The following is a 25270-nucleotide window of genomic DNA, read 5'->3' on the forward strand; positions in this document are numbered from 1 at the left end:
AGCCGGAGCAGGATCGCTTCCGGTCGGTCATTTTTTAACGAGCGCTGTTGAGAGCTATCTAGCGCTACCTGGAGTTTTACATGTCGCTGTCCAGTGGGCTGATTGCTGCAGTCGCCCTGACCTATATGGCCGTTATGTTCGCCATCGCCTTTTATGGCGATCGACGCAGTGCGCCTCTATCGCCACGCCTGCGGGCTTGGGTCTACAGCCTGTCGCTGGCGGTGTACTGCACCAGCTGGACATTTTTTGGCGCCGTGGGCCAAGCGGCCGAGCAACTCTGGTCGTTCCTGCCGATCTATCTGGGCCCGATATTACTGCTGACGCTGGCGCCTTGGGTGCTGCAGAAGATGGTGATGATCAGCAAACAAGAGAACATCACGTCTATCGCTGACTTCATCGCCGCACGCTATGGCAAGTCGCAATCGTTGGCAGTGGTGGTTGCACTGATCTGTATGGTCGGTGTTTTACCGTACATTGCCTTGCAGCTCAAAGGCATCGTCCTGGGGGTGAACCTGCTGATCGGTGCAGTCGCCGAATCCACGGGCACCCGCGCCCAGGACACCGCACTCATCGTCTCGCTGATCCTGGCACTGTTCACCATCTTGTTTGGCACTCGCAACCTCGACGCTACCGAACACCACCGCGGCATGGTGCTGGCAATTGCCTTCGAAGCACTGGTCAAACTGTTCGCGTTTCTCGCAGTGGGCGCGTTCGTCACCTTCGGCCTGTACGACGGTTTCGATGACCTGTTCAGTCAGGCAATGATCGCCCCTCGCCTGGAAGAGTACTGGAAGGAAACCGTCAACTGGCCGTCGATGGTGGTTCAAACCGGCGTAGCGATGATGGCCATAGTGTGTCTGCCACGGCAGTTTCACGTGACCGTTGTCGAGAACATCGAGCCGCAGGATCTCAGGCTGGCCCGGTGGGTTTTTCCGACGTACCTGTCCCTGGCAGCGCTGTTTGTGGTGCCCATCGCCCTGGCCGGACAAATGCTGCTGCCCAGTTCGGTGCTGCCCGATTCGTTCGTGATCAGCCTGCCGTTGGCCCAAGCCCACCCGGCGCTGGCCCTGCTGGCGTTTATCGGTGGCGCCTCCGCTGCCACCGGCATGGTGATCGTCGCCAGCGTTGCACTGTCGACCATGGTCTCCAACGATATGCTGCTGCCGTGGCTGTTGCGCCGCAAAACCGCAGAGCGCCCATTTGAGGTGTTCCGTCACTGGATGCTGTCGGTACGTCGGATCAGCATCGTGGTGATTCTGTTGCTGGCTTACGTCTGCTACCGGTTGCTCGGCTCAACGGCGAGCCTGGCAACCATCGGCCAAATCGCCTTCGCCGCCATCACTCAACTGGCCCCAGCCATGCTCGGCGCGCTGTACTGGAAACAAGCCAACCGCCGAGGCGTATTCGCTGGCCTGGCAGCCGGCACCTTTATTTGGTTTTACACCTTGGTGTTGCCCATTGCGGCCAACAGCCTGGGCTGGGCGCTCACTCTGTTCCCAGGGCTGGCCTGGCTGCACGGTAACCCATTGCACTTACCGATTACCCCGCTGACACAGGGCGTGGTGCTGTCGCTTGCCGGTAACTTCACCCTGTTCGCCTGGGTGTCGGTGCTGTCACGCACACGGGTTTCCGAACACTGGCAGGCTGGACGTTTCATTGGTCAGGAAATCAGCGCGCGCCCCAGCAACCGTTCGTTGCTGGCAGTGCAGATCGAGGACTTATTGAGCCTGTCGGCGCGCTTCGTGGGTGAGGAGCGCGCGCGGCAGAGTTTTATTCGTTTCGCCTATCGTCAGGGCAAGGGCTTCAGCCCGAACCAGAACGCCGACGGGGAGTGGATAGCCCACACCGAGCGCTTGCTGGCTGGTGTGCTCGGCGCGTCCTCGACCCGCGCTGTGGTCAAGGCCGCCATCGAAGGCCGGGAGATGCAGCTCGAAGACGTGGTGCGCATCGCCGACGAAGCCTCCGAAGTCCTGCAATTCAACCGGGCGCTGCTGCAAGGGGCCATTGAAAACATCACCCAAGGCATCAGCGTGGTCGACCAATCGCTGAAACTGGTGGCCTGGAATCATCGTTATCTGGAACTGTTCAATTACCCGGATGGCCTGATCAGCGTTGGCCGACCAATCGCCGACATCATCCGCTATAACGCCGAACGTGGTCTGTGCGGTCCCGGTGAAGCCGAAGTGCATGTGGCGCGTCGGCTGCACTGGATGCGCCAGGGTCGAGCCCATACCTCAGAGCGATTGTTCCCCAATGGACGCGTCATCGAGCTGATTGGCAACCCGATGCCCGGTGGTGGTTTCGTCATGAGCTTCACCGACATCACCGCGTTCCGTGAAGCCGAGCAGGCGCTCAAAGGCGCCAATGAAAGCCTTGAACAACGCGTCGCCGAGCGTACCCATGAGTTGTCACAACTGAACGTGGCGCTGACCGAGGCCAAGGGTACCGCGGAAACCGCCAACCAGTCGAAGACCCGCTTTCTTGCAGCGGTCAGCCATGACTTGATGCAGCCGTTGAATGCGGCGCGACTGTTCTCGGCAGCCCTGTCCCACCAGGAAGACGAGATCTCCAGCGAGGCCCAGCAACTGGTGCATCATCTGGACAGCTCGCTGCGCTCCGCAGAAGACCTGATCAGCGACCTGCTGGACATTTCTCGCCTGGAAAACGGAAAAATCACACCCAATCCCCAGCCGTTTCCCCTGAGTGCGCTGTTCGACACCCTCGGCGCCGAGTTCAAGGCACTGGCCCAGGAACAAGGTTTGAAATTCCGGGTACGCGGCAGCAACGTGCGGATCGACAGCGACATAAAGTTATTGCGACGGATTCTGCAAAACTTCCTGACCAACGCTTTCCGCTACGGCAAGGGTCCGATACTGCTAGGCGTAAGGCGTCGAGGCGCGCAGCTGTGCCTTGAAGTCTGGGACCGCGGCCCAGGTATTCCGGAAGACAAACGTCAGGTGATCTTCGAAGAGTTCAAACGCCTGGACAGCCATCAGACCCGTGCCGAAAAAGGCCTGGGCCTCGGGCTGGCCATTGCCGACGGACTTTGCCGCGTATTGGGTCATGAACTGCAAGTACGCTCCTGGCCGGGTAAAGGCAGCGTGTTCAGCGTCACTGTGCCCCTGGCCACTCATCAAATGCCATTGGCCGCCAGTCCTGCCGAGCCCAAGTCCCACCAGCCACTGAGCGGTACCCAGGTACTGTGCGTCGACAACGAAGACAGCATTTTGATCGGGATGAACAGCTTGCTCACGCGTTGGGGATGTCAGGTGTGGACGGCGCGCAATCGCAGTGAGTGCGAAGCCCTGCTGGGCAAAGGCGTGCATCCGCAGCTGGCGCTGGTGGACTATCACCTGGATGAGGGTGATACCGGCGCCGCGCTGATGGCCTGGTTGCGCACGCGACTGGGTGAGCCGGTACCCGGCGTGGTAATCAGCGCGGACGGTCGACCTGAACTGATCGCGCAGATCCACGCTGCCGGCCTCGATTACCTGTCGAAACCGGTCAAACCGGCGGCGCTGCGGGCATTGTTGAGTCGGCATGTCAGTTTGAGCTGAATCCAAAAAGGGGGCAGCGTAATCTGCCTGACACATGATGGCGGACACCCGCTATTCTTTGCCTACCCCTTTGTCAGGCGAGTGACTTCATGCTTCAGGTGCAAGGCGTGTTCAAGAGCTACGCGACGCCACAAGGCCCGCTGGCGGTGTTACAAGGGGTCGATTTACAGCTCGAACACGGCAGCAGTCTGGCACTGATGGGAGAGTCGGGTAGCGGTAAAAGCACCCTGCTGCACCTGGTGGCCGGGCTGGACCAGATCGATCGCGGCAGTATCCGCGCCGGCAGGCATCGTCTGGATCAAATGAGCGAAGCACAGCTTGCCCATTGGCGGCGCACCGAGATCGGCCTGGTGTTTCAACAGTTCAACCTGATCAGCAGTCTGTCAGTCGACGACAATCTGGCGTTCCAGGCGCGCCTGGCCGGACGTTATGATCCGTCCTGGCAAGCACAGCTGATCGAGCGGCTGGGACTCGGCGCGCTGCTCAAGCGCTACCCGGAACAGCTGTCCGGCGGCCAGCAACAGCGGGTTGCCATCGGCCGCGCGCTGGCCTCGCGTCCAGGCCTGCTGTTGGCCGATGAGCCCACGGGCAATCTGGACGAAGCCACCAGCGATGAAGTCCTGCAACTGCTCCTGGACCTGCTGAAAAACACCCCGACCAGTTTATTGATGGTCACCCACAGCCCGCGAGTAGCGGCTCGATTGGCAAGCAGAGTGGTACTGCATCGCGGGCGACTGGCCGATGTCGGCGAGCGCTGAGATGCGCGTATTTTATTGGACATTACACGCCCTGCTCAGCCATTGGCGTCAGCACCCGGTGCAGTTTTTCAGCGTGCTGACCGGGCTGTGGCTGGCGACCAGCCTGTTGACCGGCGTGCAAGCGCTGAACAGTCAGGCGCGGGAAAGTTACGCCCGTGCCAGCCAGTTGATCGGTGGCGAACCCCAAGCCAGTCTGAGCGCACCGAATGGCGCGTCCTTCTCTCAGGAGGTGTTTGTCAGTCTGCGCCGCGCGGGTTGGCCGGTGTCTCCAGTGCTGCAAGCACGCCTCTCGCTCAAGGGGCATGACGATCAGCGCCTGCAATTGATGGGCATCGAACCGGTGTCGCTGCCAGGCGGTTCGGCGGTGGCCGGGCAAGCCCTGGACATGGCGCAGATCGTTGGATTTTTCAGCCCGCCGGGCAGCACCTGGATCGCCCCGCAAACCCTGCAGGTCTTGGGTTATCACGAAGGTGACCAACCCCTGACCGAGAATGGGCTGGCCTTGCCACCGCTGCACAGTCAGGCCGACATGGCCCCGGGGTTACTGCTGGTGGATATCAGCTTCGCCCAACACCTGCTGGGCATGCCTGACCAAGTCTCGCGGCTGTTGTTGCCTAAAGACTTTGCGGCCACACAACCGGCATTGCCTGCTGAACTGGTCGGGCAACTGGTGCTCAAGAGCAGCGGTGAAGAAAACAACTTGTCGCGCCTGACCGAGAGTTTTCATTTAAACCTCGATGCACTGGGCTTTCTGTCGTTCGTGGTCGGTTTATTTATCGTGCATGCCGCCATTGGCTTGGCACTCGAGCAGCGGCGCGGACTGCTCAGGACTCTGCGCGCCTGCGGTGTCAGCGCCCGTATGTTAATCCTCAGCCTGGGCGTGGAGCTGGGTGGCCTGGCCTTGCTGGGAGGCCTCGCCGGGGTCGTCAGCGGTTACTTCCTGGCCAGCCTGTTGTTACCCGATGTCGCCGCCAGCCTGCGGGGCCTGTACGGCGCCGAAGTGGCCGGACAATTGAGCTTGAGCCCGTTCTGGTGGGCCAGTGGTGTGGGTTTGAGTCTATTCGGTGCATTGCTGGCCGGGGCCAGCAGCTTGTTGCGTGCAGCGCGGTTGCCACTGCTGGCCCTAGCCAACGCACAGGCCTGGCATCAAGCCTATGCTCGCTGGTTGCGACGCCAGGCGTGGGTGGCGGCCATCGCAGGCGTGACGGCGTTGTTGGCCTTGTTATTGGGTGACAGCCTGGCCAGCGGTTTTGTGCTGATGGCCGCCCTGATGCTGGGCGCGGCACTGAGCCTGCCGGTGCTCCTCAATGCGCTGCTTAAAGCCTTACTGGGCCGCAGTCGTTCGGTATTGGGCCAGTGGTTTCTTGCCGATTGCCGCCAGCAGTTACCGGCGTTGAGCCTGGCTCTGATGGCGCTGTTGTTGGCCCTGGCCGCCAATATCGGTGCGGGCAGCATGACCTCGGGATTTCGCCAGACATTCAATAACTGGCTGGAACAACGGCTGACCGCAGAGCTATACCTCAACCCACAGAACCCGGCCCAGGCACGTAGCCTCCAGGCCTGGCTCAACGAGCAGCCACAGGTGCAGGCCGTGTTACCCACCTGGCAGGTCTCGATCCAGCTACAGGGCTGGCCTGCGGATGTAGTCGGCGTGATCGACCACCCGACCTACCGTCAGCACTGGCCGTTGCTGGACACTCAGGCGGACGATCCCTGGGATCAACTGGCCCGGGACGACACCCTGATGCTCAGCGAGCAACTGGCACGCAGGCTCAAGGTTCAGGTCGGCGATCAATTGACGATTCCCACACCACAAGGTCAGTGGTCGCCGCGCATCGTCGCGATCTACGCCGACTACGGCAATCCCAAGGGCCATCTGCTGGTCAACGCTCAACACCTGCTGCGCTATTGGCCGCAGTTGTCGCCCAATCGCTTCAATCTGCGCATCGCCCCTGTGTCGGTGCCGCCGCTGGTGCGCGAACTTCAGTCGCGCTTTGCCCTGGAAGACAGTCGCATCGTCGATCAAAGTCGGCTCAAGGGCTGGTCCACACAGGTCTTCGAACGCACCTTCGCCGCCACTGCCGCGCTCAATAGCCTGACACTGGGGGTCGCGGGAGTGGCGTTGTTCATCAGCCTGCTGACCCAAAGCCAGAGTCGGCTCGGACAACTGGCGCCGCTGTGGGCACTGGGCGTGACCCGACGCCAACTGATGCTGCTCAATCTGGGACAAACCTGGCTACTGGCAGTGCTAACGCTGTCACTCGCATTGCCATTGGGTCTCCTGCTGGCCTGGTGCCTGGACGCGGTGATCAATGTGCAAGCCTTTGGCTGGCGCTTGCCGTTGCAGGTGTTCCCTGCCCAACTGGTGCAGTTGATGGGGCTGGCCCTGCTGGCGACCTTGCTGGCCTCGGCGTGGCCGTTGATCAAGCTGTATCGCAGTCGCCCGGCCGACCTGCTGAGGACCTTTGCCAATGAGGATTAGATGGCTATGGCTATGGCTATGGCTCTTGCTCGGCACCCTGCTCTTGAGTGCCTGCGATGATCAAAAGCCGCCTGCCGATGGTTTTGCCGGGCTGGGTAACCAGGCCTCGACGTTTGCTCGGGTCGTCCCGGGCAAGGTGTTCAGTTTTCCTCGGGATCACGGCCCCCACGACGGTTTCCGCATCGAGTGGTGGTACGTTACCGCCAACCTCAAGGATGACCAGGGCCGGACCTTCGGCGTGCAATGGACGTTGTTTCGCAACGCGCTGAAAGCCAATACCCAGGTGCAGGGCTGGAGCAATCAAACGATCTGGATGGGCCATGCCGCAGTGACCTCGGCCAGCCGGCACTATGCCGCCGAACGTTACGCCCGCGGCGGCGTCGAGCAGGCCGGGGTTAACGCCTCGCCGTTCAAGGCGTGGATCGATGACTGGACATTCGACAGCCAGTCAGGCCTCGAAAACCCGCTGGCAAACATGCAACTGCACGCCCGTGGACAGAATTTCAGTTATCGACTGCAACTGACAACCAGCCAGCCGCTGGTGCTGCAAGGCGAGCAAGGTTTCAGTCAGAAGTCAGAACAGGGCCAAGCCTCGTATTACTACAGCCAGCCATTTTTCCAAGCTAAGGGCACCGTCGAAATAGACGGCAAGACGTATCAGGTAGCGGGCCCCGCCTGGCTGGACCGTGAGTGGAGCAGCCAGCCACTGACCGCCAATCAAACGGGCTGGGACTGGTTTTCCATGCACCTGGACAGCGGCGAACAACTGATGCTGTACCGGATGCGGCAGAAAAACGGCGAGCCGTATCTGACAGGCACCTGGATCAGCGCTGACGGCCAGACACAGGTATTGAAGGGGCCAGAGATCCAGCTCACGCCACTGACCTCGAGTGACGTCGCCGGGCACGCGCTGCCAACCCGCTGGGGAGTGAAAATCCCCGAAAAACACCTCGACATCACCACAACCGCGCTAAACCCCAATGCCTGGATGAACCTGCGCATCCCGTACTGGGAAGGCCCGGTGCAGTTGAGCGGAAGTCATTCGGGCACCGGGTATCTGGAAATGACCGGGTATTAAGTCGAGCGAGGGCTCACACCCGACACTTCCCGACAGCCGAAGGCACTTTGGCTGCCGGGCAGTCTGCGGGAGACGATCAAATGACCGTGATCAAATGCCTTCCAACGTCCACCGCTCCAGCAAGGTCAACTCGCTCAACACGCGCCGCTCTTCTTCCTCTCGCTCCTGGCGCAAGGCATTCACCTGATTGAGATACTCACCCTCCATTGCCGGGGGTGCCGCTGTGAGGTCTTCGAGTCGGAGATCGAAAGCCGCCAGTCGTTCCTCGAACCGAGCCGCATAGTGCTGGTGCAAGTAATCGCTCCAGAAGCGCTTCTGGATCATCGAGTCAACGTACTCAAGCGCCTGTTCACGCTGCAAAACGGTGCCTTCGGCGCTGATGATCGCATCCTCGCTCACCCCCGCTATCCGCCGATAATTCATGCCGTGGGGCTGTGCAGGCAAACCCAGCCGGTCAGCCAGATCCGTTCGATAAGCCAAACGTACCTCGGCTTCATCGACGAGCAATCTCATGCTCTTCCTGGTGGCGATATCTTTCTCGGCGATTGCTTCGACGGCCTCGAGACGAAACAGACTCTTACCCAGCTTGAACAAAACACCGCCTTTGCCTTCCTCGGGCACGTTCAACAGGGCATTTCGGCTGTAGACCTCCACCTGAACATCGCTGAACAGCAAGCGCGCACCGTCTGTGCAGGTTTCACAACCTTGTGCAGCTCGCGCATTCAGAGTGCCTCGCAACTCAGCGTCTTCTGCCGCAGCCTCCAGCACCCCAAGTACTTCAATGGTCAGTTCTTCACGGACCCGGTTGAAATCCTCGCTGCCTCGCAATTGTTGAATCAGCGATAGCAGGTCGGGGGCATCGTTGGTCTCCTCAACCCGTTGCCACGCGAGCTCGATTCGGCTGTTCAGTGAATCACTTCCCGGCACTTGCCAGAGATGCACACCCTCCGCGGCCTGCGGATCTGGAGTCGGTGGCTCCGAGTCTGAAGATTCAGGAGCGGAGAATAGATCGTCCGAAGCCTCAGACTCCGAGGGCGACGAGCGACGTGAGTGAAGCGCCCTGATGTCGTCCGGATAATCCGCAAGCAACGAATATCGCTGATTCCAGCCACTGTCATTGACCCATGCGGTCTGCAGATCGTCATGGGAAATCGGATTCCCGTAGGCCCTGACAGTCAAATGTTGGTTGCTGTGGCGTTGGTTCTGCAAAATATGATCGGGTAAATGCACGATCTGGTTATCGGATATGTCGAGTTCCTGCAGTGGAATGTCCTCGACCCACTGCGGCCATTCGGTCAACCCCATCGACTCAAGGGCTAACACGTCCAGTCTCAATCCGCTGCTACCGGCAAAGCTGCCCAATGTATTGCCCGACAGATCCAGCGTCAGCAACCGAGGCATAGCAACGAATATATCCATGGCCTGCTGATTGATCACCATGTCCTGACAAGCTATGGACACATAATTCAGTTGGGCGAACCCGGTCAGCCCCGCAGGCACACGTGAAAGCCCGCCGTTAGTAATAGACAGCTCTTTTAGCCCTGTAAATTTGCTCAAGAACACATCGAACTGCTCGGCATCAGCCGTCACATTGCTTAGGATGATTTCTTCGATTTTGCTGTAGTAATCCGGCAGATCCGGCAGATCGGAGAGGTCAGGCAAGGTAACGGAATCGAGACTAAACGTAGTGCGCGGCTCTGGCATGACGGCTATCACATGCTCGCTGTAGCGCCAGGCACGAGAAAGTTCGTCTGCGATTCGCCCTCTTGTTTGACGTTCCAGCGCAGTCAGCAGCGGATTGGACTCCGAAATATCGACCCAGCCGTCCAGCGCATTGCGCAAAGTGCCAAATGCTTGAATCTGCTCATTCAAACGCGCGCTGACCCGCGCTACATCTCGGCCGGCCAACCGGTCGACGTGGCCCGCATCAGCGCTTTCAGGATAAAACGTGCGCAGTCTTTCGCTGAGCGCCTCTGCGCTCTCTTGCTGGTACACAACAGCCGCTGCCATCGCCCCACGTCCACTCAACAGGTAGCCGATTCGGCTATTGGATAGACGGGACGGCACAGTGAAGCTCTGTTTGGCGCGCGATTGGCCGAGAACCCTGGCCGCGTGATCACGTTGACCCATGGCGACTGCGGCCAAACGCTCTCTGAACTGGCTGACGTTCCAGACGCCGGACACGCCAATCGACTCGCGGGCCGAGTCCGGCAACGCCTGCATGACCGCCGTAAAAAAATCAGCAGGCGCGTGTAGCTCGTTGCCCTCGCTGTCATGAGCCTGATAAGTCTTGCCACGCTTGACCAGCGTTTTAACCTGCGATGCCGTCGGGCTGCCGACACGATTAAGCAACTCGCCGCCCGTCGAGCCATGTCGGACCTCGATCATCAGGTCTGTCGGCCAGCCCGGCAGTTTTTCAAGCGAGATCAGCGCGAGCTTTAGGGTGTCTGGGTGCGCACTGCCCGAGGCAAGGAAAAAACCTTCATAGGCACGGTTCAGTTGTGTTTCCCGTACATAAACACGGGCTTGTCCCGCCAGTCGCGAAGGAATGCGTTGCTGCCCGGTCATCTGCGCAATTTCGGTCGCATTAGCCTCGACAATGATCTCCTTGGCGGCTGCCGTTGTAATGCTCGGAAAGTCCCGTTTGATCACATTGATGAGCGGATCGGCGGAGGCCTCGCTAGCCTGATACTGCGCGTTGAATATTGCGGGCAAGTCCTCGTGCGCACCGGACTGCACCAACTCTTGGTCCAGTCGAAACCGTTTTATGGTGTCCGCCAACTGTGGTGTCGGGGCCTGGTTTCCCAGGTGGATCCTGCGCAGCAGCGTTTCATCGGTCCCTGTGAGTGCCAGAATGTGCTCGGCTGTTTTTTCGGAAAAGGAATCTACCGAATACCCCAACCGCTTGAATAACGTGTTGATCTGCCAGCTGTGCGGGCTTTCGCCCTCGACCCGCCATGCGCCTGCGCCGTTATGTTCAAGGAGGGGCGAATACGTTTCGACATAGACCGGGGGCTTGAGCCGCCAGGTGTTGATCGCCGGATCAAGCGCTATCCGATAGAGTTTGTCGTTCAATGGCAGGTAGTCCTTGCCCTCAAGCGTGATGCGCCCTTCGGCATCCGCCGCGACCCAATCAGGCAGCAGTACGTCAGACTCAAACGGCTTGAGGTCAACCTTCCACAGACGGCTCTGACCATTGGCCAGTTTTACTTCGATCAGCGTGTCGATAAAGGCCGAACCTTCAACGGCCGGCACGTGGGACGCCCCGCTCGCCCCCAACGCAACGATCAAGGCGGCATTGCTTGCCACACCAAAAAGGTGCGCCAGCGCTTCCTCGACTTCCGCATGATTCCAGGCCTCGACACCTTCGAATAACTCGTTGAACAGCTGCGCGCCGGCGACCACCATCATGATTTCGCCCACACCCGGAACGAAAAAGGCCGCGAGATTCAGGACACTCAAACCAATGCTCAGAAACTCATCGTAGAAGGCCAGGCTGCTCTTGAAATCCTCATCGTCGGTGCGCACCACCAAGTAGCGCGCATCATCGAGCACTTGTTGCAGTTGCTGACGGTAAAGGGTCAAGAACAGGTTACCCACCAACGGCGTTTCGCCGAAGCTCAGGGTGGCATTTTTATCCAGCGTTTGCGTCCAGATGGCACTTGGACTGGGGAACATTCTCTTGATCAAGGACGTGCCAACTGCGCCCTTCTGCAGAACAGGGTCTGGGGTGAAGACGCGGTAAGGCAGCGAAGGGAAAAGACGTGTGTTCAGGGCTTTGAAAAAAGCTGGCCGCTGCCGTTGAGTGATAAAACGACTGAAGAACTGCTGATAATCCGCTGACCCCAAACGCTCGGTCAGCGCCTTGGCGAAATCAGCAGTTGAGGCGTACTCCTTCAACGGGTGCAGGGGGTCTCCCGGGATATACGCCACGCAGGGCAACGCCTTTCCATCCTCATGGCTTCGATCCGCGCTGATCACCACTATTTTATGGATCGGCGTCTCGAACAGGGTCAATCGTACGACACTCGGCAGTGACGCCTCCGAGCGCTGAGCGGCCACCTGCAACATCATCTGATGGGCGCTTTCGCTGATATCCCCTTTGATGCGCGCGACAGTGATTTCAACCGATAGCGCATCCCGCTCACTGACCAGGAACAGCGCTCGACGATTAGCACGTACCGCCACAGGGTTTTCATCCAGCCCGGTGTAGGGCTGAAATACCGAATCGAGGTGATCCTGATAGAGTTGCCCCAGGTTCAGATTGCGACAGGCACGGGCGAACTGTTCAGGGGTAATAGGCAGACGCTCTCCAGAGTGCTCATTGAGGAATACGCCAGAGCCTGTTTTGAAGGCGCCGTCTTTACCCTCGTGCGCTTCGAAGTTTTGCAGCGCAGCTTCGAGCAGACTGCTGCTGGATGTTCTGTAGTCGACGTTGAGGTTAAAGAATATCGCGGTGCGCACATCGACTTTCACGTTGAACCAGTCTTGCAACGCCTTGGTCAACAAAGGCTCGGCGAATGTGTCAATGCTCTGCAGTTCCTCAAGCACCTCGGCGACCCGCGTTCTCGAAAAACTACTGACTGCCATTTGCACCCGCAGGGTTTCACGTAGCGTGGGGTCTGCCTCTTTTAGCCAGGCGGGGGTATTGCTCTTGATGAAATGGAGGTTGGGTTGAACTGGATTTTTAGCGTTTGAACGAGGTGAAACAGTCATAAAACACAACCTGCTGGCATGAATAGGACTGACCACGTTATGCATTCGAAAGGTTTAACTGAGGTACACAATTAGCACCGACGAAATCAGCCCTTCTGTTTTGCATAACCGTGTGGGAATTGGCTAAACGCAGAGGGTGTGCTCTGGGTCGAAAAAATAGTGCCCGGCACGTCGAGAAATAGCGCCTTCGATGATGACTACCTTTACACTTCACCACTTATCCACTCCCAAAGACCAACGTCCATGTCTGAAGACTTCGAAGTCCCCAGTCCGCACGAACATCACCTGAAACACGTCAACGAACACGCCCATGCCAGCGGCGACAATTTCGCGGGCAAGATAGCGGTGATGACGGCGATTATGGCGACCCTCGGCGCATTGCTCAGCTATCAGGCCGGCTCCACGGAGAGCGAAGCGGCCATGGACAAAAACAACGCCGCGATCAAGAAAACCGAAGCGTCCAACCTGTGGAATTACTACCAGGCTAAATCCAGCCGGCAAAACCTCTCTGAACTGGCGATCCATATCCCCGGCCTCGATGCCGCGCATTACACCGCCGAAGCCCTGCGCTATAAAAATGAGAAAGAAATCGTGCGCAAGAACGCCGAGGCCCTCGAAACAGAGGCTCGAGAGTGGGATGAAAAGTCAGAGTTGGCACTGCATCAGCATCACCGCTGGGCGCAGGCGATGACTGCGATTCAGATCGCTATTTCGCTGGCGGCGATTACCTTGTTGACGCGCAAGGAGTGGCTCAAAAAGGTGGCGTACAGCGCAGTGGGTGTCAGTGTCGTGCTGGGCACACTGGCGTGGTTCCATATTTAAGTCGGACCAGAGTCCCTTCTTATCGTCGGCCACGGCAAAGGCCGATTCAATCATCGAGCCGTCCACCCCGCCAGCAAGAACAGCTGCTGGCGGCATGAGCCCTGTCATCAAACGTTCGGTTTCAGCGACCAAGCCAGGTGAACGCGAGATCAATACCGTGTCGCAAGGCCTCGCCGAAGGTGCGCCACTCGCCCATTTCCTCGCCGAGCTTTACCCTGTCATTGCCAGCCTTGAGCCAAATAGTAATTCCGATAGGCGCCATACTTTTTGGATCTCCCCAAATGAAGTCAATCTTTGCTTGCTCTCCGTTCGGATGGATATAGTCCACGGGATAAGGTCTTTCCACAACCAAATGCATGGCAATCTCCTTGAGCCGGCCCCGCGCCGGAATACACAAATAGACCATGAATTGAAATCACGCCACTCCGCGAAGTCCCCCTCTGCCCCATAAAAACAAGGTCCCCCCCCAAAAAACCGGGGCCAGAGTAGTGGAGCTTGTCGATTAATTTTCCGATGCATGTGACGCCCTATCCCCCTACGTCATTTCCAGGCGCTTTCTTATACCTGTCGCGCCCGGGAGCGTTGATGGCCCTGCGCGGCAGCGAGGTCGACCCGCGACAGCGAAACGCCCGAACCTGTCGGATACACGTCGATGAAAACGTCCGGGAAAAGCTCCCGACCAAAGCCACACGGGAAATTTTATTGAACGATCGGGCTCTGCATGCACTCGAAAAAGTCAGACCACTTACGGCGGCGCGCTCTGATGATGCGCTTGCGCCGGAGGGGACGGGTGAAAGATCAGAGCACTATGTCCGTTCCAAAACAGGACCTGAAACAGGCTGTGTGAAAACGACTGCGCTCGGCATGAAGCACCGCGGTGGTACGTGCCAAGCACCCATAGCCTTGGAGGGTCCGGAACACATAGGGTTTATGCACCATGTGCGGATTAGCTGGAGAGTTACGTTTCGACCATCAACCGGCAGACATCGCGGCGGTTGAACGAATCACCCATCATTTGGCCCCTCGCGGCCCGGACGCCTGGGGTTTTCATAGCCAGGGGCCTATCGCTCTTGGTCACCGTCGACTGAAAATCATGGACCTGTCCGAAGGCTCGGCGCAGCCCATGGTCGACAATCAGCTGGGGCTGGCGCTGGCGTTCAACGGTGCCATCTACAATTTCCCGGAACTGCGCGCTGAACTGGAAGCACTCGGTTATCCGTTTTATTCCGGCGGCGACACCGAAGTGCTGCTCAAGGGCTATCACGCCTGGGGCGTCGATCTGCTGCCCAAACTCAACGGCATGTTCGCCTTTGCCATCTGGGAACGTGACACCCAGACCTTGTTTATGGCGCGCGACCGACTGGGCGTAAAGCCGCTCTACCTGTCACACACCGACAAGCGCCTGCGGTTTGCCTCATCGTTGCCTGCACTGCTCAAAGGCGGCGATATCAGCCCGATGCTCGACCCGGTCGCCCTGAACCACTACCTGAATTTCCACGCCGTGGTTCCAGCGCCGCGCACCCTGCTCGCGGGCATTGCAAAACTGCCACCTGCCAGCTGGATGCGCATCGACGCCAGCGGCAAGACCGAGCAGAAAGTCTGGTGGCATCTGCCCTATGGCCCGCGCGCCGATGAAGCGAATCTGACCCTCGAAGACTGGACTGACCGGGTGCTGGACAGCACCCGTGATGCGGTGGCGATTCGTCAACGTGCAGCGGTGGATGTCGGCGTTCTGCTGTCTGGCGGCGTCGACTCCAGCCTGCTGGTCGGCCTGCTGCGGGAAGTCGGGGTCAAGGAGCTGTCGACCTTTTCCATCGGTTTTGAGGATGCCGGCGGCGAACGCGGTGACGAATTTCAGTATTCGGATCTGATCGCCAAACACTACGGCACTCAACATCACCAGTTGCGCATCAACGAAAGCGAAATCATCGAGCAGTTGCCTGCGGCGTTCCGTGCCATGAGCGAACCGATGGTCAGCCATGACTGCATTGCCTTCTATCTGCTCTCGCGAGAGGTGGCCAGGCACTGCAAAGTGGTGCAGAGCGGGCAAGGTGCCGATGAGCTGTTCGCCGGGTATCACTGGTACCCACAAGTGGACGGCGCCAGCGACCCTTATGCGGCCTATCGCGCAGCGTTCTTCGACCGCACGTATGACGAATACGCCGCCACCGTGCAGCCCCAGTGGCTGACCGCCAATGACGCAGCTGGCGACTTTGTCCGCGAGCATTTCGCCCAACCTGGGGCCGACGCCGCTGTGGATAAAGCACTGCGTCTGGACAGCACGATCATGCTGGTCGATGACCCGGTGAAACGTGTCGACAACATGACCATGGCCTGGGGTCTGGAAGCGCGTACGCCGTTTCTCGACTATCGCCTGGTCGAACTGTCGGCCCGAGTACCGGGGCGCTTCAAGTTGCCCGATGGCGGCAAGCAGGTACTCAAAGAAGCGGCGCGAAGGGTGATCCCGGCCGAAGTGATCGACCGCAAAAAAGGCTATTTCCCGGTGCCGGGGCTCAAGCATTTGCAGGGCGACACGCTGAATTGGGTACGCGACCTATTGCTCGACCCGAGTCAGGACCGAGGCCTGTTCAACCCGGCCATGCTCGACAAACTGCTGACCGATCCCGAGGGCGAATTGCCCCCCTTGCGCGGCTCCAAGCTATGGCAGCTCGCAGCGCTGAACCTGTGGCTCAGCGAACAAGGACTTTGATCGATGAAACACAATGCTTCGGCTTTTAGCCAACGCCTGTTGCGCGGCCAGGCGCCCTCTTATGAGCGCCTGCAAGCACGCTTCGCGGAAGACGGCAGCGAGCCTGACGCCCAACCTCTGGCCCTGCATTGCGGCTGGGGCCGGCTGCTGATCGGGCACACCTATCCTGACCCGGCGACGCTGGCTGACGACTTGCTCAATGAGAAGCTCGGCGAGCGTGACATCGCCCTGTATGTCGCGGCGCCCCAGCAGGTGCTGGCGCAATCGCCACAACAGCTGTTCCTCGACCCGTCCGATACCTTGCGCCTGTGGTTCAGCGATTACCGTCCGGCACAGCGGGTGTTTCGGGGTTTTCGTATTCGCCGTGCGCAGAACGATGCGGATTGGCAGTCGATTAACAACCTGTACCTGGCGCGGGGCATGCTGCCCATCGCCCCTGCCCTGCTGACCCCGCGCCATCAAGGTGGGCCGGTGTACTGGATTGCCGAAGATGAGAGCAGCAATGCCGTGATCGGCAGCGTGATGGGCCTCAACCATCAAAAAGCCTTTCATGACCCGGAGAACGGCAGCAGCCTGTGGTGCCTGGCCGTTGACCCGCAATGCACCCGGCCGGGTGTGGGCGAAGTGTTGGTGCGGCATTTGATCGAGCACTTCATGAGCCGTGGCTTGAGCTACCTTGATCTCTCGGTGCTGCATGACAACCTGCAAGCCAAAAACCTGTACGCCAAGCTTGGTTTCCGCAACCTGCCGACCTTCGCCATCAAACGCAAGAACGGTATCAATGAATCCTTGTTTCTCGGGCCAGGACCACAAGCAGACTTCAACCCGTATGCGCGGATCATCGTCGAAGAGGCCCATCGACGTGGTATCGACGTACAGGTCGATGACGTCGACGCCGGCCTGTTCACCCTCAGTCATGGCGGACGTCGTGTGCGCTGCCGTGAATCCCTGAGTGACCTGACCAGCGCCGTCAGCATGACCCTGTGTCAGGACAAGAGCATGACCCACCATGCACTCAAGGCCGCAGGCTTGAATTTGCCGGCCCAGCAATTGGCAGGCAACGTCGATGACAATCTGGATTTTCTGAACGAACACGGGCAGATCGTGGTCAAGCCGCTCGATGGTGAACAGGGTCATGGCGTCGCCGTGGACCTGCGCACGATTGAAGACCTCCAGAATGCCATCGAGCGCGCCCGCCCGTTCGACAGCCGGGTGTTACTCGAGAGCTATCACCCGGGACTGGACCTGCGCATCGTGGTGATTGGCTTCGAGGTGGTGGCAGCCGCTGTCCGCAGACCAGCCGAAGTCATCGGTGATGGTCACCATGCAATTGGCGCGCTGATAGAAGCGCAGAGCCGACGTCGTGAGGCCGCTACATCGGGAGAAAGCCGTATTCCGCAAGATGAAGAAACCCAACGCACAGTGCGCGACGCAGGGTTCGACTACAACACCGTGTTACCACCGGGTCAGCGCTTGGCGGTCCGACGCACCGCCAATTTACACACCGGCGGTTGCCTGGAAGACGTCACGGCAATCCTGCACCCCGTACTCGCCGATGCGGCCGTACGTGCGGCTCGAGCGCTGGACATTCCGGTGGTGGGCCTGGATTTGATGGTGCCCGCTGCCGACCAGCCGGAGTACGTGTTTATCGAAGCCAATGAACGGGTCGGCCTGGCAAACCATGAACCGCAACCGACCGCCGAACGTTTCGTCGACCTGCTGTTTCCACACAGCCTGCCGGCACACAGCTAACCGCATCGCTTCAGGAGCGCCCCTCATGACCCCTGCAAAAATCCTCGAACCGGATCTGAATTACCTGCAGAAAGTCCTGCTGGAAATGCTCGCGATCCCCAGCCCAACCGGGTTCACCGACACCATCGTGCGCTACGTCGCCGAACGCCTGGAAGAGCTGGGCATTCCCTTTGAACTGACCCGACGCGGGACCATTCGCGCCACCTTGAAGGGCAAGCAAAATAGTCCCGACCGTGCCGTCTCCGCACACCTAGACACCATCGGCGCCAGCGTACGAGCGGTGCAAGACAATGGGCGTCTGTCCCTCGCACCGATAGGGTGCTGGTCGAGCCGTTTCGCCGAAGGCAGCCGGGTCAGCGTATTCACGGACACCGGGGTGATACGCGGCAGTGTCCTGCCCTTGATGGCGTCAGGGCATGCGTTCAACACGGCGGTGGATGAAATGCCGATCAGTTGGGACCATGTCGAGCTGCGTCTGGATGCCTACAGCACCACCCGTGCCGACTGCGAATCGCTGGGCATCGGCATCGGCGACTTCGTCGCGTTCGACCCCCTGCCAGAGTTTACTGAAAGCGGGCATATCAGCGCGCGACACCTGGACGACAAGGCTGGCGTCGCGGCCCTGCTGGCTGCACTTAAAGCAATTGTCGACAGTGGCGCCGAGCCGTTGATCGACTGCCATCCGTTGTTCACCATCACCGAAGAAACCGGTACCGGCGCGGCAGGCGTGCTGCCGTGGGATGTCAGTGAGTTCGTCGGGATCGATATTGCCCCGGTCGCCCCAGGTCAGCATTCCAGCGAACATGCAGTGAGTGTCGCGATGCAGGACTCAGGAGGCCCTTACGACTACCACTTGTCACGGCACCTGTTGCGCCTGGGAGCCGAGAACGAACTGCCGGTACGCCGGGATTTATTCCGCTACTACTTCAGCGATGCGCACTCTGCCGTCACGGCCGGGCATGACATTCGCACCGCCCTGCTCGCCTTCGGCTGTGATGCGACCCATGGGTATGAACGCACCCACATCGACAGCCTCAGTGCCCTGAGCCGTCTGCTGGGCGCCTACATGCTCAGCCCGCCGGTGTTCGCCAGCGATGCACAGCCGGCGAAAGGGTCGCTGGAGCGTTTCAGCCATCAGCTCGAACATGATGCCCAGATGGAATCCGACACCCGGGTACCGGCTGTAGAGAGCTTGATCGGTCAGCGCACCGAGGAGGTTTGAGGCATAGGGCGGTGGGAAACCTCCTGCCGCCCGGATGGAAGCATCGTCCTGGGATGTAGCCTGCTGACCTCAACCGCGCTAGCATCGCGGGAATTCATGCGAGAACCCCATGCTGATCCCCTACGACCAACTTGAAGCCGACACCCTTACCCGTCTGATCGAAGATTTCGTCACCCGTGACGGCACCGACAATGGCGACGAGACACCGCTGGAAACCCGCGTGCTGAGGGTGCGTCATGCCTTGGGCAAGGGTCGGGCGGTGATCGTATTCGAACCGGAAAGCCAGCAGTGCCAACTGATGCTCAAACACGACGTGCCCAAGGAATGGTTCGACTGATACCGGTCACGCCGTGGGCTCCGGCTCTTGCTCCGCCAAACGACTGGCGATGCGTCTGAAGACTTCCGCTCGATTGATTTTGATGTGCTTGGGTGCGGTAATTCCCAGCCGGACCTGATTGCCGTTCACGCTCAGAATTTGCACGGTGATGTCATCACCAATTGAAAAGGTCTCTCCAACTTCTCGCGTCAATATAAGCATTTTCCCTGCCCTCTTTTGTTACAAAGAGCAAAGACTGCACGGCGAAATCGGCCTCTTCAATGCATCTGCAGTAAATCAGTAATGCCCTTCATTCCGGCCAGACCGATCCTACGGAATAGGGCCACATGGCGATCAAAACCATAGGAGAAGTCAGCAACGCAGACAGGTTTTGGGTTTCTCAGGCGTTAGAAAATCGTGGGCCGAACAAGATGATGCTGGCGCCGATTACGCAGAGTGCGGCGCCCAGCCAATCGGACGTCAGTGGCCGAACCCGCTCGATCAGCCCCAGCCAACCAATGGATGCAACGATATAAATACCACCATAAGCCGCATAGGCACGTCCGGCGTATGTGGCTTCGATTCGGGTCAACAGCAACGCAAACAGTGTCAGGCTGAGCAGCGCCGGCAGCACCCATAACACGCTCTTGCCCATGCGTAACCACATCCAGAATGCATAGCAACCGGCGATCTCGAACAACGCCGCAAGAAAAAACCACAGATAGTTGAGCACGTCGGCATCTCGTCAAGGTTGCTGGGGCAGATGCCGGCAACCCTAACTGCATGCTGGAGGCGGAGCAAGCCTTCGCGAAAACAGTGGCATGCGATCTACTTACTCGCGACCCGGCTTTGCCTTGGCGCGCATTTTTTCGGCCATGGAAATCATCTCGTCGTAGAGCATCTGCGGATTCTTCTGTTTCAGCTGCCAGGCCATGCGTCCTTGCTCGTGGGGCAGGATCATGAATTCGCCTTGGGCGACATGCTCAAAGATGTAGTCGGCAATATCGCTGGCGGTGATTGGCGAGCTTTCCAGCAGTTTGCCAACCTGGGCTTTCATCGCCGGGGTTGGACCACGGAAAGAATCGAGCAGGTTAGTCTGAAAAAACGACGGGCATACCACGTGAACACTGACTTCCTGTTGATGCAGTTCGACCAGCAGGCTTTCCGACAGCGCCACGACGCCGGCCTTGGCCACGTTGTAGTTGCTCATGGCCGGGCCCTGCATCAAGGCGGCCATTGACGCGATATTGATGATCTTGCCCTTGCTCGTTTCCAGCAACGGTAAAAACGCCTTGCAGCCCTTGACGACGCCCATGAGGTTGATCGCGATCTGCCAATCCCAATCCTCCAGCGACAGCTCGCTGAAAAAGCCACCGGAGGCAACGCCCGCGTTGTTGACGATAACGTCTATGCCGCCAAACTTCTCTTCGCACGCTTGGGCGAAGGCCGTCAGCTGGCTGTAATCCCGCACATCACAGCGTTGGATAAAACCGTCGCCGCCAACCTCGCGTACTGACTTAAGGGTTTCCTGCAAGCCAGGCTCATTGACGTCCGACAACGCCAACTGCCAGCCTTCACGGGCCCAGCGCAGCGCGATTTCGCGACCCAGGCCTGACCCGGCGCCGGTGATCATCATGCGATTTTGCATAGGGGAATGCCTTGTTGTTCCGGGGAAGATGAGTCGCAGTGTAGCGAAGGTCATCCCCGTAACACCTCACCATCCAATTGCTGAATACCAAGGGCAAACCCACGGCTTATAAGGCGTTGCGCTGACGCCAATGACGTCTTATCAAGCAGAAATAAACCACCCCATTGATCACCACAACCCCAGCGCCTAACCACAACTGGGTCTGCGGCGTAAGCCCCGCAGGGTAGATCAGCGGAATCAGGTAATGCTCGATAAACCCACCGCTGAAACCTTGATCACCCGCCTTCACGCGCAACTCGTTTTCCAGCGGTGTAAGCGGGCAGTACAGATGACATATCTCGACAGCCGCGCCCCATGCAACCGCCGGAAGGTGCAGTGCAATAAGCCAGCGCCAACGTATCGCCAGTAATCCACCGAACAAGGCAAAGAGAATAAACAGCACATGCATGAGGACAACGGCATCGGCGGCGATGTGATAAAGCACAGTTCTGCCCCCCCATGAAATATTACGACACAGACCACGGACTTTTTTCAAACAGCCGCAGTCGGATCATTTAAGCAGCACACACTTTACGCATTGGGCGTTAACTGCGTGAACTGCAGAAGCCACTCACCAAGAGGGAACTCGTCATGGGCATCGGCACAATTCTTATCATCATCCTGATCCTGCTGCTCGTTGGCGGCCTGCCGGTATTCCCGCACTCCAGAAACTGGGGTTATGGGCCATCGGGCATCATCGGGACTGTTTTGATCATTCTGTTAATCCTGGTCCTGCTCGGCAGGATCTAGTCCGCTGGCTGCAGAACGCCCCGCTTTATAGCGGGGTTTTTTATGGTTCAGCAAAAATAACCGTTTTCACGTCCATAAAAAAAGCAGCCCGAAGGCTGCTTTTTTCATGACATCAACAGACGTTAGTGAGCGACGGCGCCGGTGGCACCCAAGCCAGTCTGCGAGCGGACAAATTGCGGGAAGAACAAGGCACGTTCTCCCTCTGCCGCTTTGGACTTGTCGGTGATGGAGAAGAACCAGATACCGATGAACGCGATGGCGATGGAGAACAGCGCCGGGTATTCATACGGGAAGATGGCTTTCTCGTGGTGCATGATCGTTACCCAGATGGTTGGGCCAAGGATCATCAAGCCTACTGCGCTGACCAAGCCCATCCAGCCGCCAATCATGGCGCCACGGGTGGTCAAGTTTTTCCAGTACATGGACAGCAACAGGACAGGGAAGTTACAGCTTGCCGCGATGGAGAACGCCAGGCCAACCATGAACGCAATGTTCTGGTTTTCGAACAGAATGCCCAGGAAGATAGCCAGAACACCCAGTGCGAGAGTGGTGATCTTCGATACCCGAATCTCATCTTTCTCGTTGGCTTTGCCGCCCTTGATTACACTGGCATACAGGTCGTGAGACACCGCTGTTGCGCCAGCCAGGGTCAAACCTGCAACCACTGCCAGGATGGTAGCGAACGCTACCGCAGAGATGAAGCCCAGGAACAAGCTGCCACCGACTGCATCGGCCAGGTGAATCGCCGCCATGTTATTACCGCCCAACAGCGCGCCAGCAGCGTCTTTGAAGGTCGGATTGGTGCTTACCAACAGGATCGCGCCGAAGCCGATGATGAAGGTCAGGATGTAGAAGTAGCCGATGAAGCCTGTTGCGTAGAGCACCGACTTGCGAGCTTCTTTAGCGTCGCTCACGGTGAAGAAGCGCATCAGGATGTGTGGCAGGCCAGCGGTACCGAACATCAGTGCCAGACCCAGAGAGAACGCAGACACAGGGTCTTTCACCAAGCCACCCGGGCTCATGATCGCTTCACCTTTAGGGTGAACTTTGATCGCCTCGGAAAACAGGGTGTTGAAGTCGAAGTTAACGTGCTTCATGACCATGATTGCCATGAAGGTTGCACCCGACAGTAGCAACACCGCTTTGATGATCTGAACCCAGGTAGTCGCCAACATGCCGCCAAACAGGACGTACATGCACATCAGGACACCCACCAGAATCACCGCGATGTAGTAGTCCAGACCGAACAGAAGCTGAATCAGCTTGCCGGCACCGACCATTTGCGCGATCAGGTAGAACGCAACCACCACCAGAGAGCCGCAGGCAGACAGCGTGCGAATCTGGGTCTGACCTAAGCGATAGGATGCCACGTCAGCGAAGGTGTATTTACCCAGGTTACGCAGGCGCTCGGCGATCAGGAACAGAATGATCGGCCAACCCACCAGGAAGCCGATCGAGTAGATCAGGCCGTCGTAGCCGGTGGTGAACACCAGCGCGGAAATCCCCAGGAATGATGCTGCCGACATATAGTCGCCAGCAATCGCCAGACCGTTTTGCAGACCGGTAATTTTACCGCCCGCCGAGTAATAATCTGCCGCCGACTTGGTGCGTTTGGACGCCCAGTAGGTGATGCACAGGGTGAAGCCGACAAACACCACAAACATGGCAATAGCAGCAACGTTCAGCGGTTGTTTTTGCACTGCACCGGTAAGCGCTTCAGACGCCCACAGAGTCGGTGCGAACACAGCAAGGCCAAGGGCCGTTAGTAGTCGCCGGATCATTGTTGGGCCTCCTTCAGAATCGCTTTGTTCAGGTCATCAAATTCACCGTTCGCACGGTATACATAGATCCCGGTGAGGATAAACGCTGAAAGAATCAGCCCGACCCCTATCAGGATCCCCCACGTGATTGATGATTCAGGGCTGATTTTGCCCCCGAGAACCTGTGGCGCATAAGCGATTAAAAAGATAAAGCCCGCATACAACCCAAGCATGATCGCTGAAAGAATCCAAGCGAACCGCTCTCTTTTTGAGACCAGCTCCTTAAAAAGGGGGCTGTTTTGAATCGAGATGTAAATGCTGTCGTTCATTATTTTTGTCCTCGCAGCACAGATGAGTTTGAACGAATTACACTTTAGTCTGGTCCTGAGCGCACTCCAGACGACCTTAGTATTAGAACGACATTAGCTACGATGCGCGACGACGCACGCTTATTTGAATAAAGCAGGGGGATGATTAAGCGAGAGGGCGCGGATGGCGGGCAGTTATAGTCAGGCAAAAGGCCATCTTGCAGTAATGCAAGATGGCCTTTAAAGGTGCGACGTAGACGCGTTTAAGCGCTTTTACTTAGTCCACTCGGCAACACGTTCCGGGTGCTTGGCAACCCAGTCTTTCGCGGCGACTTCAGGCTTGGTGCCGTCCTGGATCGCGAGCATGACTTCACCGATTTCATCCTTGGAGTTCCAGGAGAATTTTTTCAGGAAGGCCACCACTTCAGGTGCCTTTTTCTCTAAACCCTTGCTGCCGATGCTGTTCACTGTCTCGGCTGCGCCATAAACGCCTTTTGGATCTTCAAGGAAGCGCAGTTTCCACTTGGCAAACATCCAGTGCGGAACCCAGCCAGTGACGGCAATGGACTCATGCTTTTCTTCAGCGCGGGTCAACTCGGCAATCATTGCAGCGCCGGAGCTGGCCTGCAATTTGTAGCCCTCCAGGTTGTAGTCCTTGATCGCTTGATCGGTCTTCAGCATCACGCCTGAACCGGCGTCGATGCCCACGATTTTTTTCTTGAAGGAGTCATCGGTTTTCAGGTCGGCAACACTTTGCGCTTTGACGTATTCCGGGACGATCAGACCAATTTTGGCATCTTTGAAGTTAGGACCGTAGTCGACAACCTTGTCCTTGTTCTTGGTCCAGTACTCGCCGTGCGTGACTGGCAGCCAGGCCGACAGCATCAGGTCGAGTTTACCGGTCGCAACGCCCTGCCACATGATCCCGGTCGCAACCGGCATCAGCTTGACGTCATAACCAAGCTTCTGCTTGATCACTTCAGCCGCCACATGGGTCGTGGCAACGCTGTCAGACCAACCATCGACATAGCCGATGCTAAGCGTTGATTTAGTTTCTGCAATCGCCAGCGTGGAGCTGATCGCAAGTACCAGAGCGGCACCTGCGCCAAGGATTCGTCGAATCTTCATCGTTACTTCCCCGAAAGTGCTAGGCCCGACGACATGTCGAGCATGTTTAACGTTGTTTTTAGGGACCGCAGTTCATGCCCGGCTTTGGAGCGCTGCCGCCCCTTCACGCTTCGCCTGTTCACCTGCACAGACACATTCACCGTGCTGGCACCTTGATAATCAACCTGCAGGGGGATGCCTCCTGCTCTGTCAGCGACCTCAAGGCACCGAGAAACGACATCACC

19 protein-coding genes are annotated in these 25270 nt (G+C 58.3%); 10 read left to right on the forward strand and 9 right to left on the reverse strand.

Translation table 11 applies throughout. From position 1 onward, the window contains the following. Nucleotides 1–80 precede the first annotated feature (80 nt). The 4 genes from ACVBEG_RS18390 to ACVBEG_RS18405 all read left to right on the forward strand — a co-directional run bounded on the left by ACVBEG_RS18390 (nucleotide 81) and on the right by ACVBEG_RS18405 (nucleotide 7875). On the forward strand, nucleotides 81–3557 hold the full coding sequence (locus ACVBEG_RS18390; protein ID WP_447108171.1) for a hybrid sensor histidine kinase/response regulator: 3477 nt from the start codon (nucleotides 81–83) through the stop codon (nucleotides 3555–3557). Between the two features lie 89 nt (nucleotides 3558–3646). After that, nucleotides 3647–4315, forward strand: a complete 669-nt coding sequence (locus tag ACVBEG_RS18395; protein ID WP_322217272.1) for an ABC transporter ATP-binding protein — start codon at nucleotides 3647–3649, stop codon at nucleotides 4313–4315. Nucleotide 4316: 1 nt separating this feature from the next. Further along, a complete protein-coding gene (locus ACVBEG_RS18400; RefSeq protein WP_447108172.1) occupies nucleotides 4317–6797 on the forward strand; it encodes an FtsX-like permease family protein in 2481 nt (826 codons plus the stop codon). Next, complete coding sequence (locus tag ACVBEG_RS18405) at nucleotides 6787–7875, forward strand: lipocalin-like domain-containing protein (RefSeq protein ID WP_447108173.1); 1089 nt, start codon at nucleotides 6787–6789, stop codon at nucleotides 7873–7875. The genes ACVBEG_RS18400 and ACVBEG_RS18405 overlap by 11 nt, the downstream gene beginning before the upstream one ends. Nucleotides 7876–7965: 90 nt before the next feature. Here the strand turns inward: ACVBEG_RS18405 and ACVBEG_RS18410 are convergent, their stop codons facing one another. Continuing rightward, nucleotides 7966–12591 (reverse strand): NEL-type E3 ubiquitin ligase domain-containing protein, encoded by a 4626-nt coding sequence (locus tag ACVBEG_RS18410; protein ID WP_447108174.1) that lies wholly within the window; start codon nucleotides 12589–12591, stop codon nucleotides 7966–7968. 243 nt (nucleotides 12592–12834) lie between these two features. Here ACVBEG_RS18410 and ACVBEG_RS18415 point away from each other — a divergent pair, with 243 nt between their 5' ends. Next, on the forward strand, nucleotides 12835–13413 hold the full coding sequence (locus ACVBEG_RS18415; protein ID WP_322180538.1) for a DUF4337 domain-containing protein: 579 nt from the start codon (nucleotides 12835–12837) through the stop codon (nucleotides 13411–13413). A gap of 121 nt (nucleotides 13414–13534) precedes the next feature. Here the strand turns inward: ACVBEG_RS18415 and ACVBEG_RS18420 are convergent, their stop codons facing one another. Further along, nucleotides 13535–13771 carry a hypothetical protein gene (locus ACVBEG_RS18420; protein WP_322180540.1) on the reverse strand — a complete coding sequence of 79 codons (237 nt, stop codon included), beginning with the start codon at nucleotides 13769–13771 and terminating at the stop codon, nucleotides 13535–13537. A 579-nt stretch (nucleotides 13772–14350) separates the two neighbouring features. On the opposite strand from ACVBEG_RS18420, the gene ACVBEG_RS18425 reads away from it, so the two are divergent. The 4 genes from ACVBEG_RS18425 (at nucleotide 14351) to ACVBEG_RS18440 (ending at nucleotide 19434) form a co-directional block, all read left to right on the forward strand. After that, on the forward strand, nucleotides 14351–16123 hold the full coding sequence (locus ACVBEG_RS18425) for an N-acetylglutaminylglutamine amidotransferase (protein WP_447108175.1): 1773 nt from the start codon (nucleotides 14351–14353) through the stop codon (nucleotides 16121–16123). A gap of 3 nt (nucleotides 16124–16126) precedes the next feature. Continuing rightward, nucleotides 16127–17875 carry an N-acetylglutaminylglutamine synthetase gene (ngg, locus tag ACVBEG_RS18430; RefSeq protein WP_443690846.1) on the forward strand — a complete coding sequence of 583 codons (1749 nt, stop codon included), beginning with the start codon at nucleotides 16127–16129 and terminating at the stop codon, nucleotides 17873–17875. Between the two features lie 25 nt (nucleotides 17876–17900). Continuing rightward, nucleotides 17901–19097 carry an osmoprotectant NAGGN system M42 family peptidase gene (locus ACVBEG_RS18435; RefSeq protein WP_322180692.1) on the forward strand — a complete coding sequence of 399 codons (1197 nt, stop codon included), beginning with the start codon at nucleotides 17901–17903 and terminating at the stop codon, nucleotides 19095–19097. A gap of 109 nt (nucleotides 19098–19206) precedes the next feature. Further along, nucleotides 19207–19434 (forward strand): YheU family protein, encoded by a 228-nt coding sequence (locus ACVBEG_RS18440; protein ID WP_322180694.1) that lies wholly within the window; start codon nucleotides 19207–19209, stop codon nucleotides 19432–19434. A gap of 6 nt (nucleotides 19435–19440) precedes the next feature. Here the strand turns inward: ACVBEG_RS18440 and csrA are convergent, their stop codons facing one another. The 4 genes from csrA to ACVBEG_RS18460 form a co-directional block, all read right to left on the reverse strand. After that, nucleotides 19441–19635 (reverse strand): carbon storage regulator CsrA, encoded by a 195-nt coding sequence (gene csrA / locus ACVBEG_RS18445; protein ID WP_322180696.1) that lies wholly within the window; start codon nucleotides 19633–19635, stop codon nucleotides 19441–19443. Nucleotides 19636–19813: 178 nt separating this feature from the next. After that, nucleotides 19814–20146, reverse strand: a complete 333-nt coding sequence (locus ACVBEG_RS18450; protein ID WP_322180698.1) for a YnfA family protein — start codon at nucleotides 20144–20146, stop codon at nucleotides 19814–19816. A 99-nt stretch (nucleotides 20147–20245) separates the two neighbouring features. Next, nucleotides 20246–21061 carry an SDR family oxidoreductase gene (locus ACVBEG_RS18455; protein WP_322180700.1) on the reverse strand — a complete coding sequence of 272 codons (816 nt, stop codon included), beginning with the start codon at nucleotides 21059–21061 and terminating at the stop codon, nucleotides 20246–20248. Nucleotides 21062–21167: 106 nt separating this feature from the next. Beyond that, nucleotides 21168–21545 (reverse strand): DUF2784 domain-containing protein, encoded by a 378-nt coding sequence (locus ACVBEG_RS18460; protein ID WP_322217357.1) that lies wholly within the window; start codon nucleotides 21543–21545, stop codon nucleotides 21168–21170. Between the two features lie 146 nt (nucleotides 21546–21691). On the opposite strand from ACVBEG_RS18460, the gene ACVBEG_RS18465 reads away from it, so the two are divergent. After that, entirely contained in the window at nucleotides 21692–21850 is a 159-nt protein-coding gene (locus ACVBEG_RS18465; RefSeq protein WP_322180704.1) for a DUF3309 family protein, read from the forward strand. Between the two features lie 122 nt (nucleotides 21851–21972). Here the strand turns inward: ACVBEG_RS18465 and ACVBEG_RS18470 are convergent, their stop codons facing one another. The 3 genes from ACVBEG_RS18470 to ACVBEG_RS18480 form a co-directional block, all read right to left on the reverse strand. Continuing rightward, nucleotides 21973–23631, reverse strand: a complete 1659-nt coding sequence (locus ACVBEG_RS18470; RefSeq protein ID WP_322180706.1) for a cation acetate symporter — start codon at nucleotides 23629–23631, stop codon at nucleotides 21973–21975. Next, nucleotides 23628–23939: a DUF485 domain-containing protein gene (locus ACVBEG_RS18475; protein ID WP_322180708.1), complete on the reverse strand. Its 312-nt coding sequence runs from the start codon at nucleotides 23937–23939 to the stop codon at nucleotides 23628–23630. The genes ACVBEG_RS18470 and ACVBEG_RS18475 overlap by 4 nt, the downstream gene beginning before the upstream one ends. Before the next feature lie 252 nt (nucleotides 23940–24191). Next, nucleotides 24192–25046, reverse strand: a complete 855-nt coding sequence (locus ACVBEG_RS18480) for a glycine betaine ABC transporter substrate-binding protein (protein ID WP_322180710.1) — start codon at nucleotides 25044–25046, stop codon at nucleotides 24192–24194. Between the last annotated feature and the right edge of the window lie 224 nt (nucleotides 25047–25270).

The organism is Pseudomonas sp. GG8, from assembly GCF_052976945.1.

Coding starts and splice junctions, on each gene's coding strand:
- ACVBEG_RS18420 (WP_322180540.1), bottom strand. CDS start 13,771: ATGCATTTGGTTGTGGAAAGACCTTATCCCGTGGACTATATCCATCCG.
- ACVBEG_RS18415 (WP_322180538.1), top strand. CDS start 12,835: ATGTCTGAAGACTTCGAAGTCCCCAGTCCGCACGAACATCACCTGAAA.
- ACVBEG_RS18435 (WP_322180692.1), top strand. CDS start 17,901: ATGACCCCTGCAAAAATCCTCGAACCGGATCTGAATTACCTGCAGAAA.
- ACVBEG_RS18390 (WP_447108171.1), top strand. CDS start 81: ATGTCGCTGTCCAGTGGGCTGATTGCTGCAGTCGCCCTGACCTATATG.
- ACVBEG_RS18465 (WP_322180704.1), top strand. CDS start 21,692: ATGGGCATCGGCACAATTCTTATCATCATCCTGATCCTGCTGCTCGTT.
- ACVBEG_RS18455 (WP_322180700.1), bottom strand. CDS start 21,061: ATGCAAAATCGCATGATGATCACCGGCGCCGGGTCAGGCCTGGGTCGC.
- ACVBEG_RS18405 (WP_447108173.1), top strand. CDS start 6,787: ATGAGGATTAGATGGCTATGGCTATGGCTATGGCTCTTGCTCGGCACC.
- ACVBEG_RS18425 (WP_447108175.1), top strand. CDS start 14,351: ATGTGCGGATTAGCTGGAGAGTTACGTTTCGACCATCAACCGGCAGAC.
- ACVBEG_RS18400 (WP_447108172.1), top strand. CDS start 4,317: ATGCGCGTATTTTATTGGACATTACACGCCCTGCTCAGCCATTGGCGT.
- ngg (WP_443690846.1), top strand. CDS start 16,127: ATGAAACACAATGCTTCGGCTTTTAGCCAACGCCTGTTGCGCGGCCAG.
- csrA (WP_322180696.1), bottom strand. CDS start 19,635: ATGCTTATATTGACGCGAGAAGTTGGAGAGACCTTTTCAATTGGTGAT.
- ACVBEG_RS18410 (WP_447108174.1), bottom strand. CDS start 12,591: ATGACTGTTTCACCTCGTTCAAACGCTAAAAATCCAGTTCAACCCAAC.
- ACVBEG_RS18440 (WP_322180694.1), top strand. CDS start 19,207: ATGCTGATCCCCTACGACCAACTTGAAGCCGACACCCTTACCCGTCTG.
- ACVBEG_RS18475 (WP_322180708.1), bottom strand. CDS start 23,939: ATGAACGACAGCATTTACATCTCGATTCAAAACAGCCCCCTTTTTAAG.
- ACVBEG_RS18470 (WP_322180706.1), bottom strand. CDS start 23,631: ATGATCCGGCGACTACTAACGGCCCTTGGCCTTGCTGTGTTCGCACCG.
- ACVBEG_RS18395 (WP_322217272.1), top strand. CDS start 3,647: ATGCTTCAGGTGCAAGGCGTGTTCAAGAGCTACGCGACGCCACAAGGC.
- ACVBEG_RS18480 (WP_322180710.1), bottom strand. CDS start 25,046: ATGAAGATTCGACGAATCCTTGGCGCAGGTGCCGCTCTGGTACTTGCG.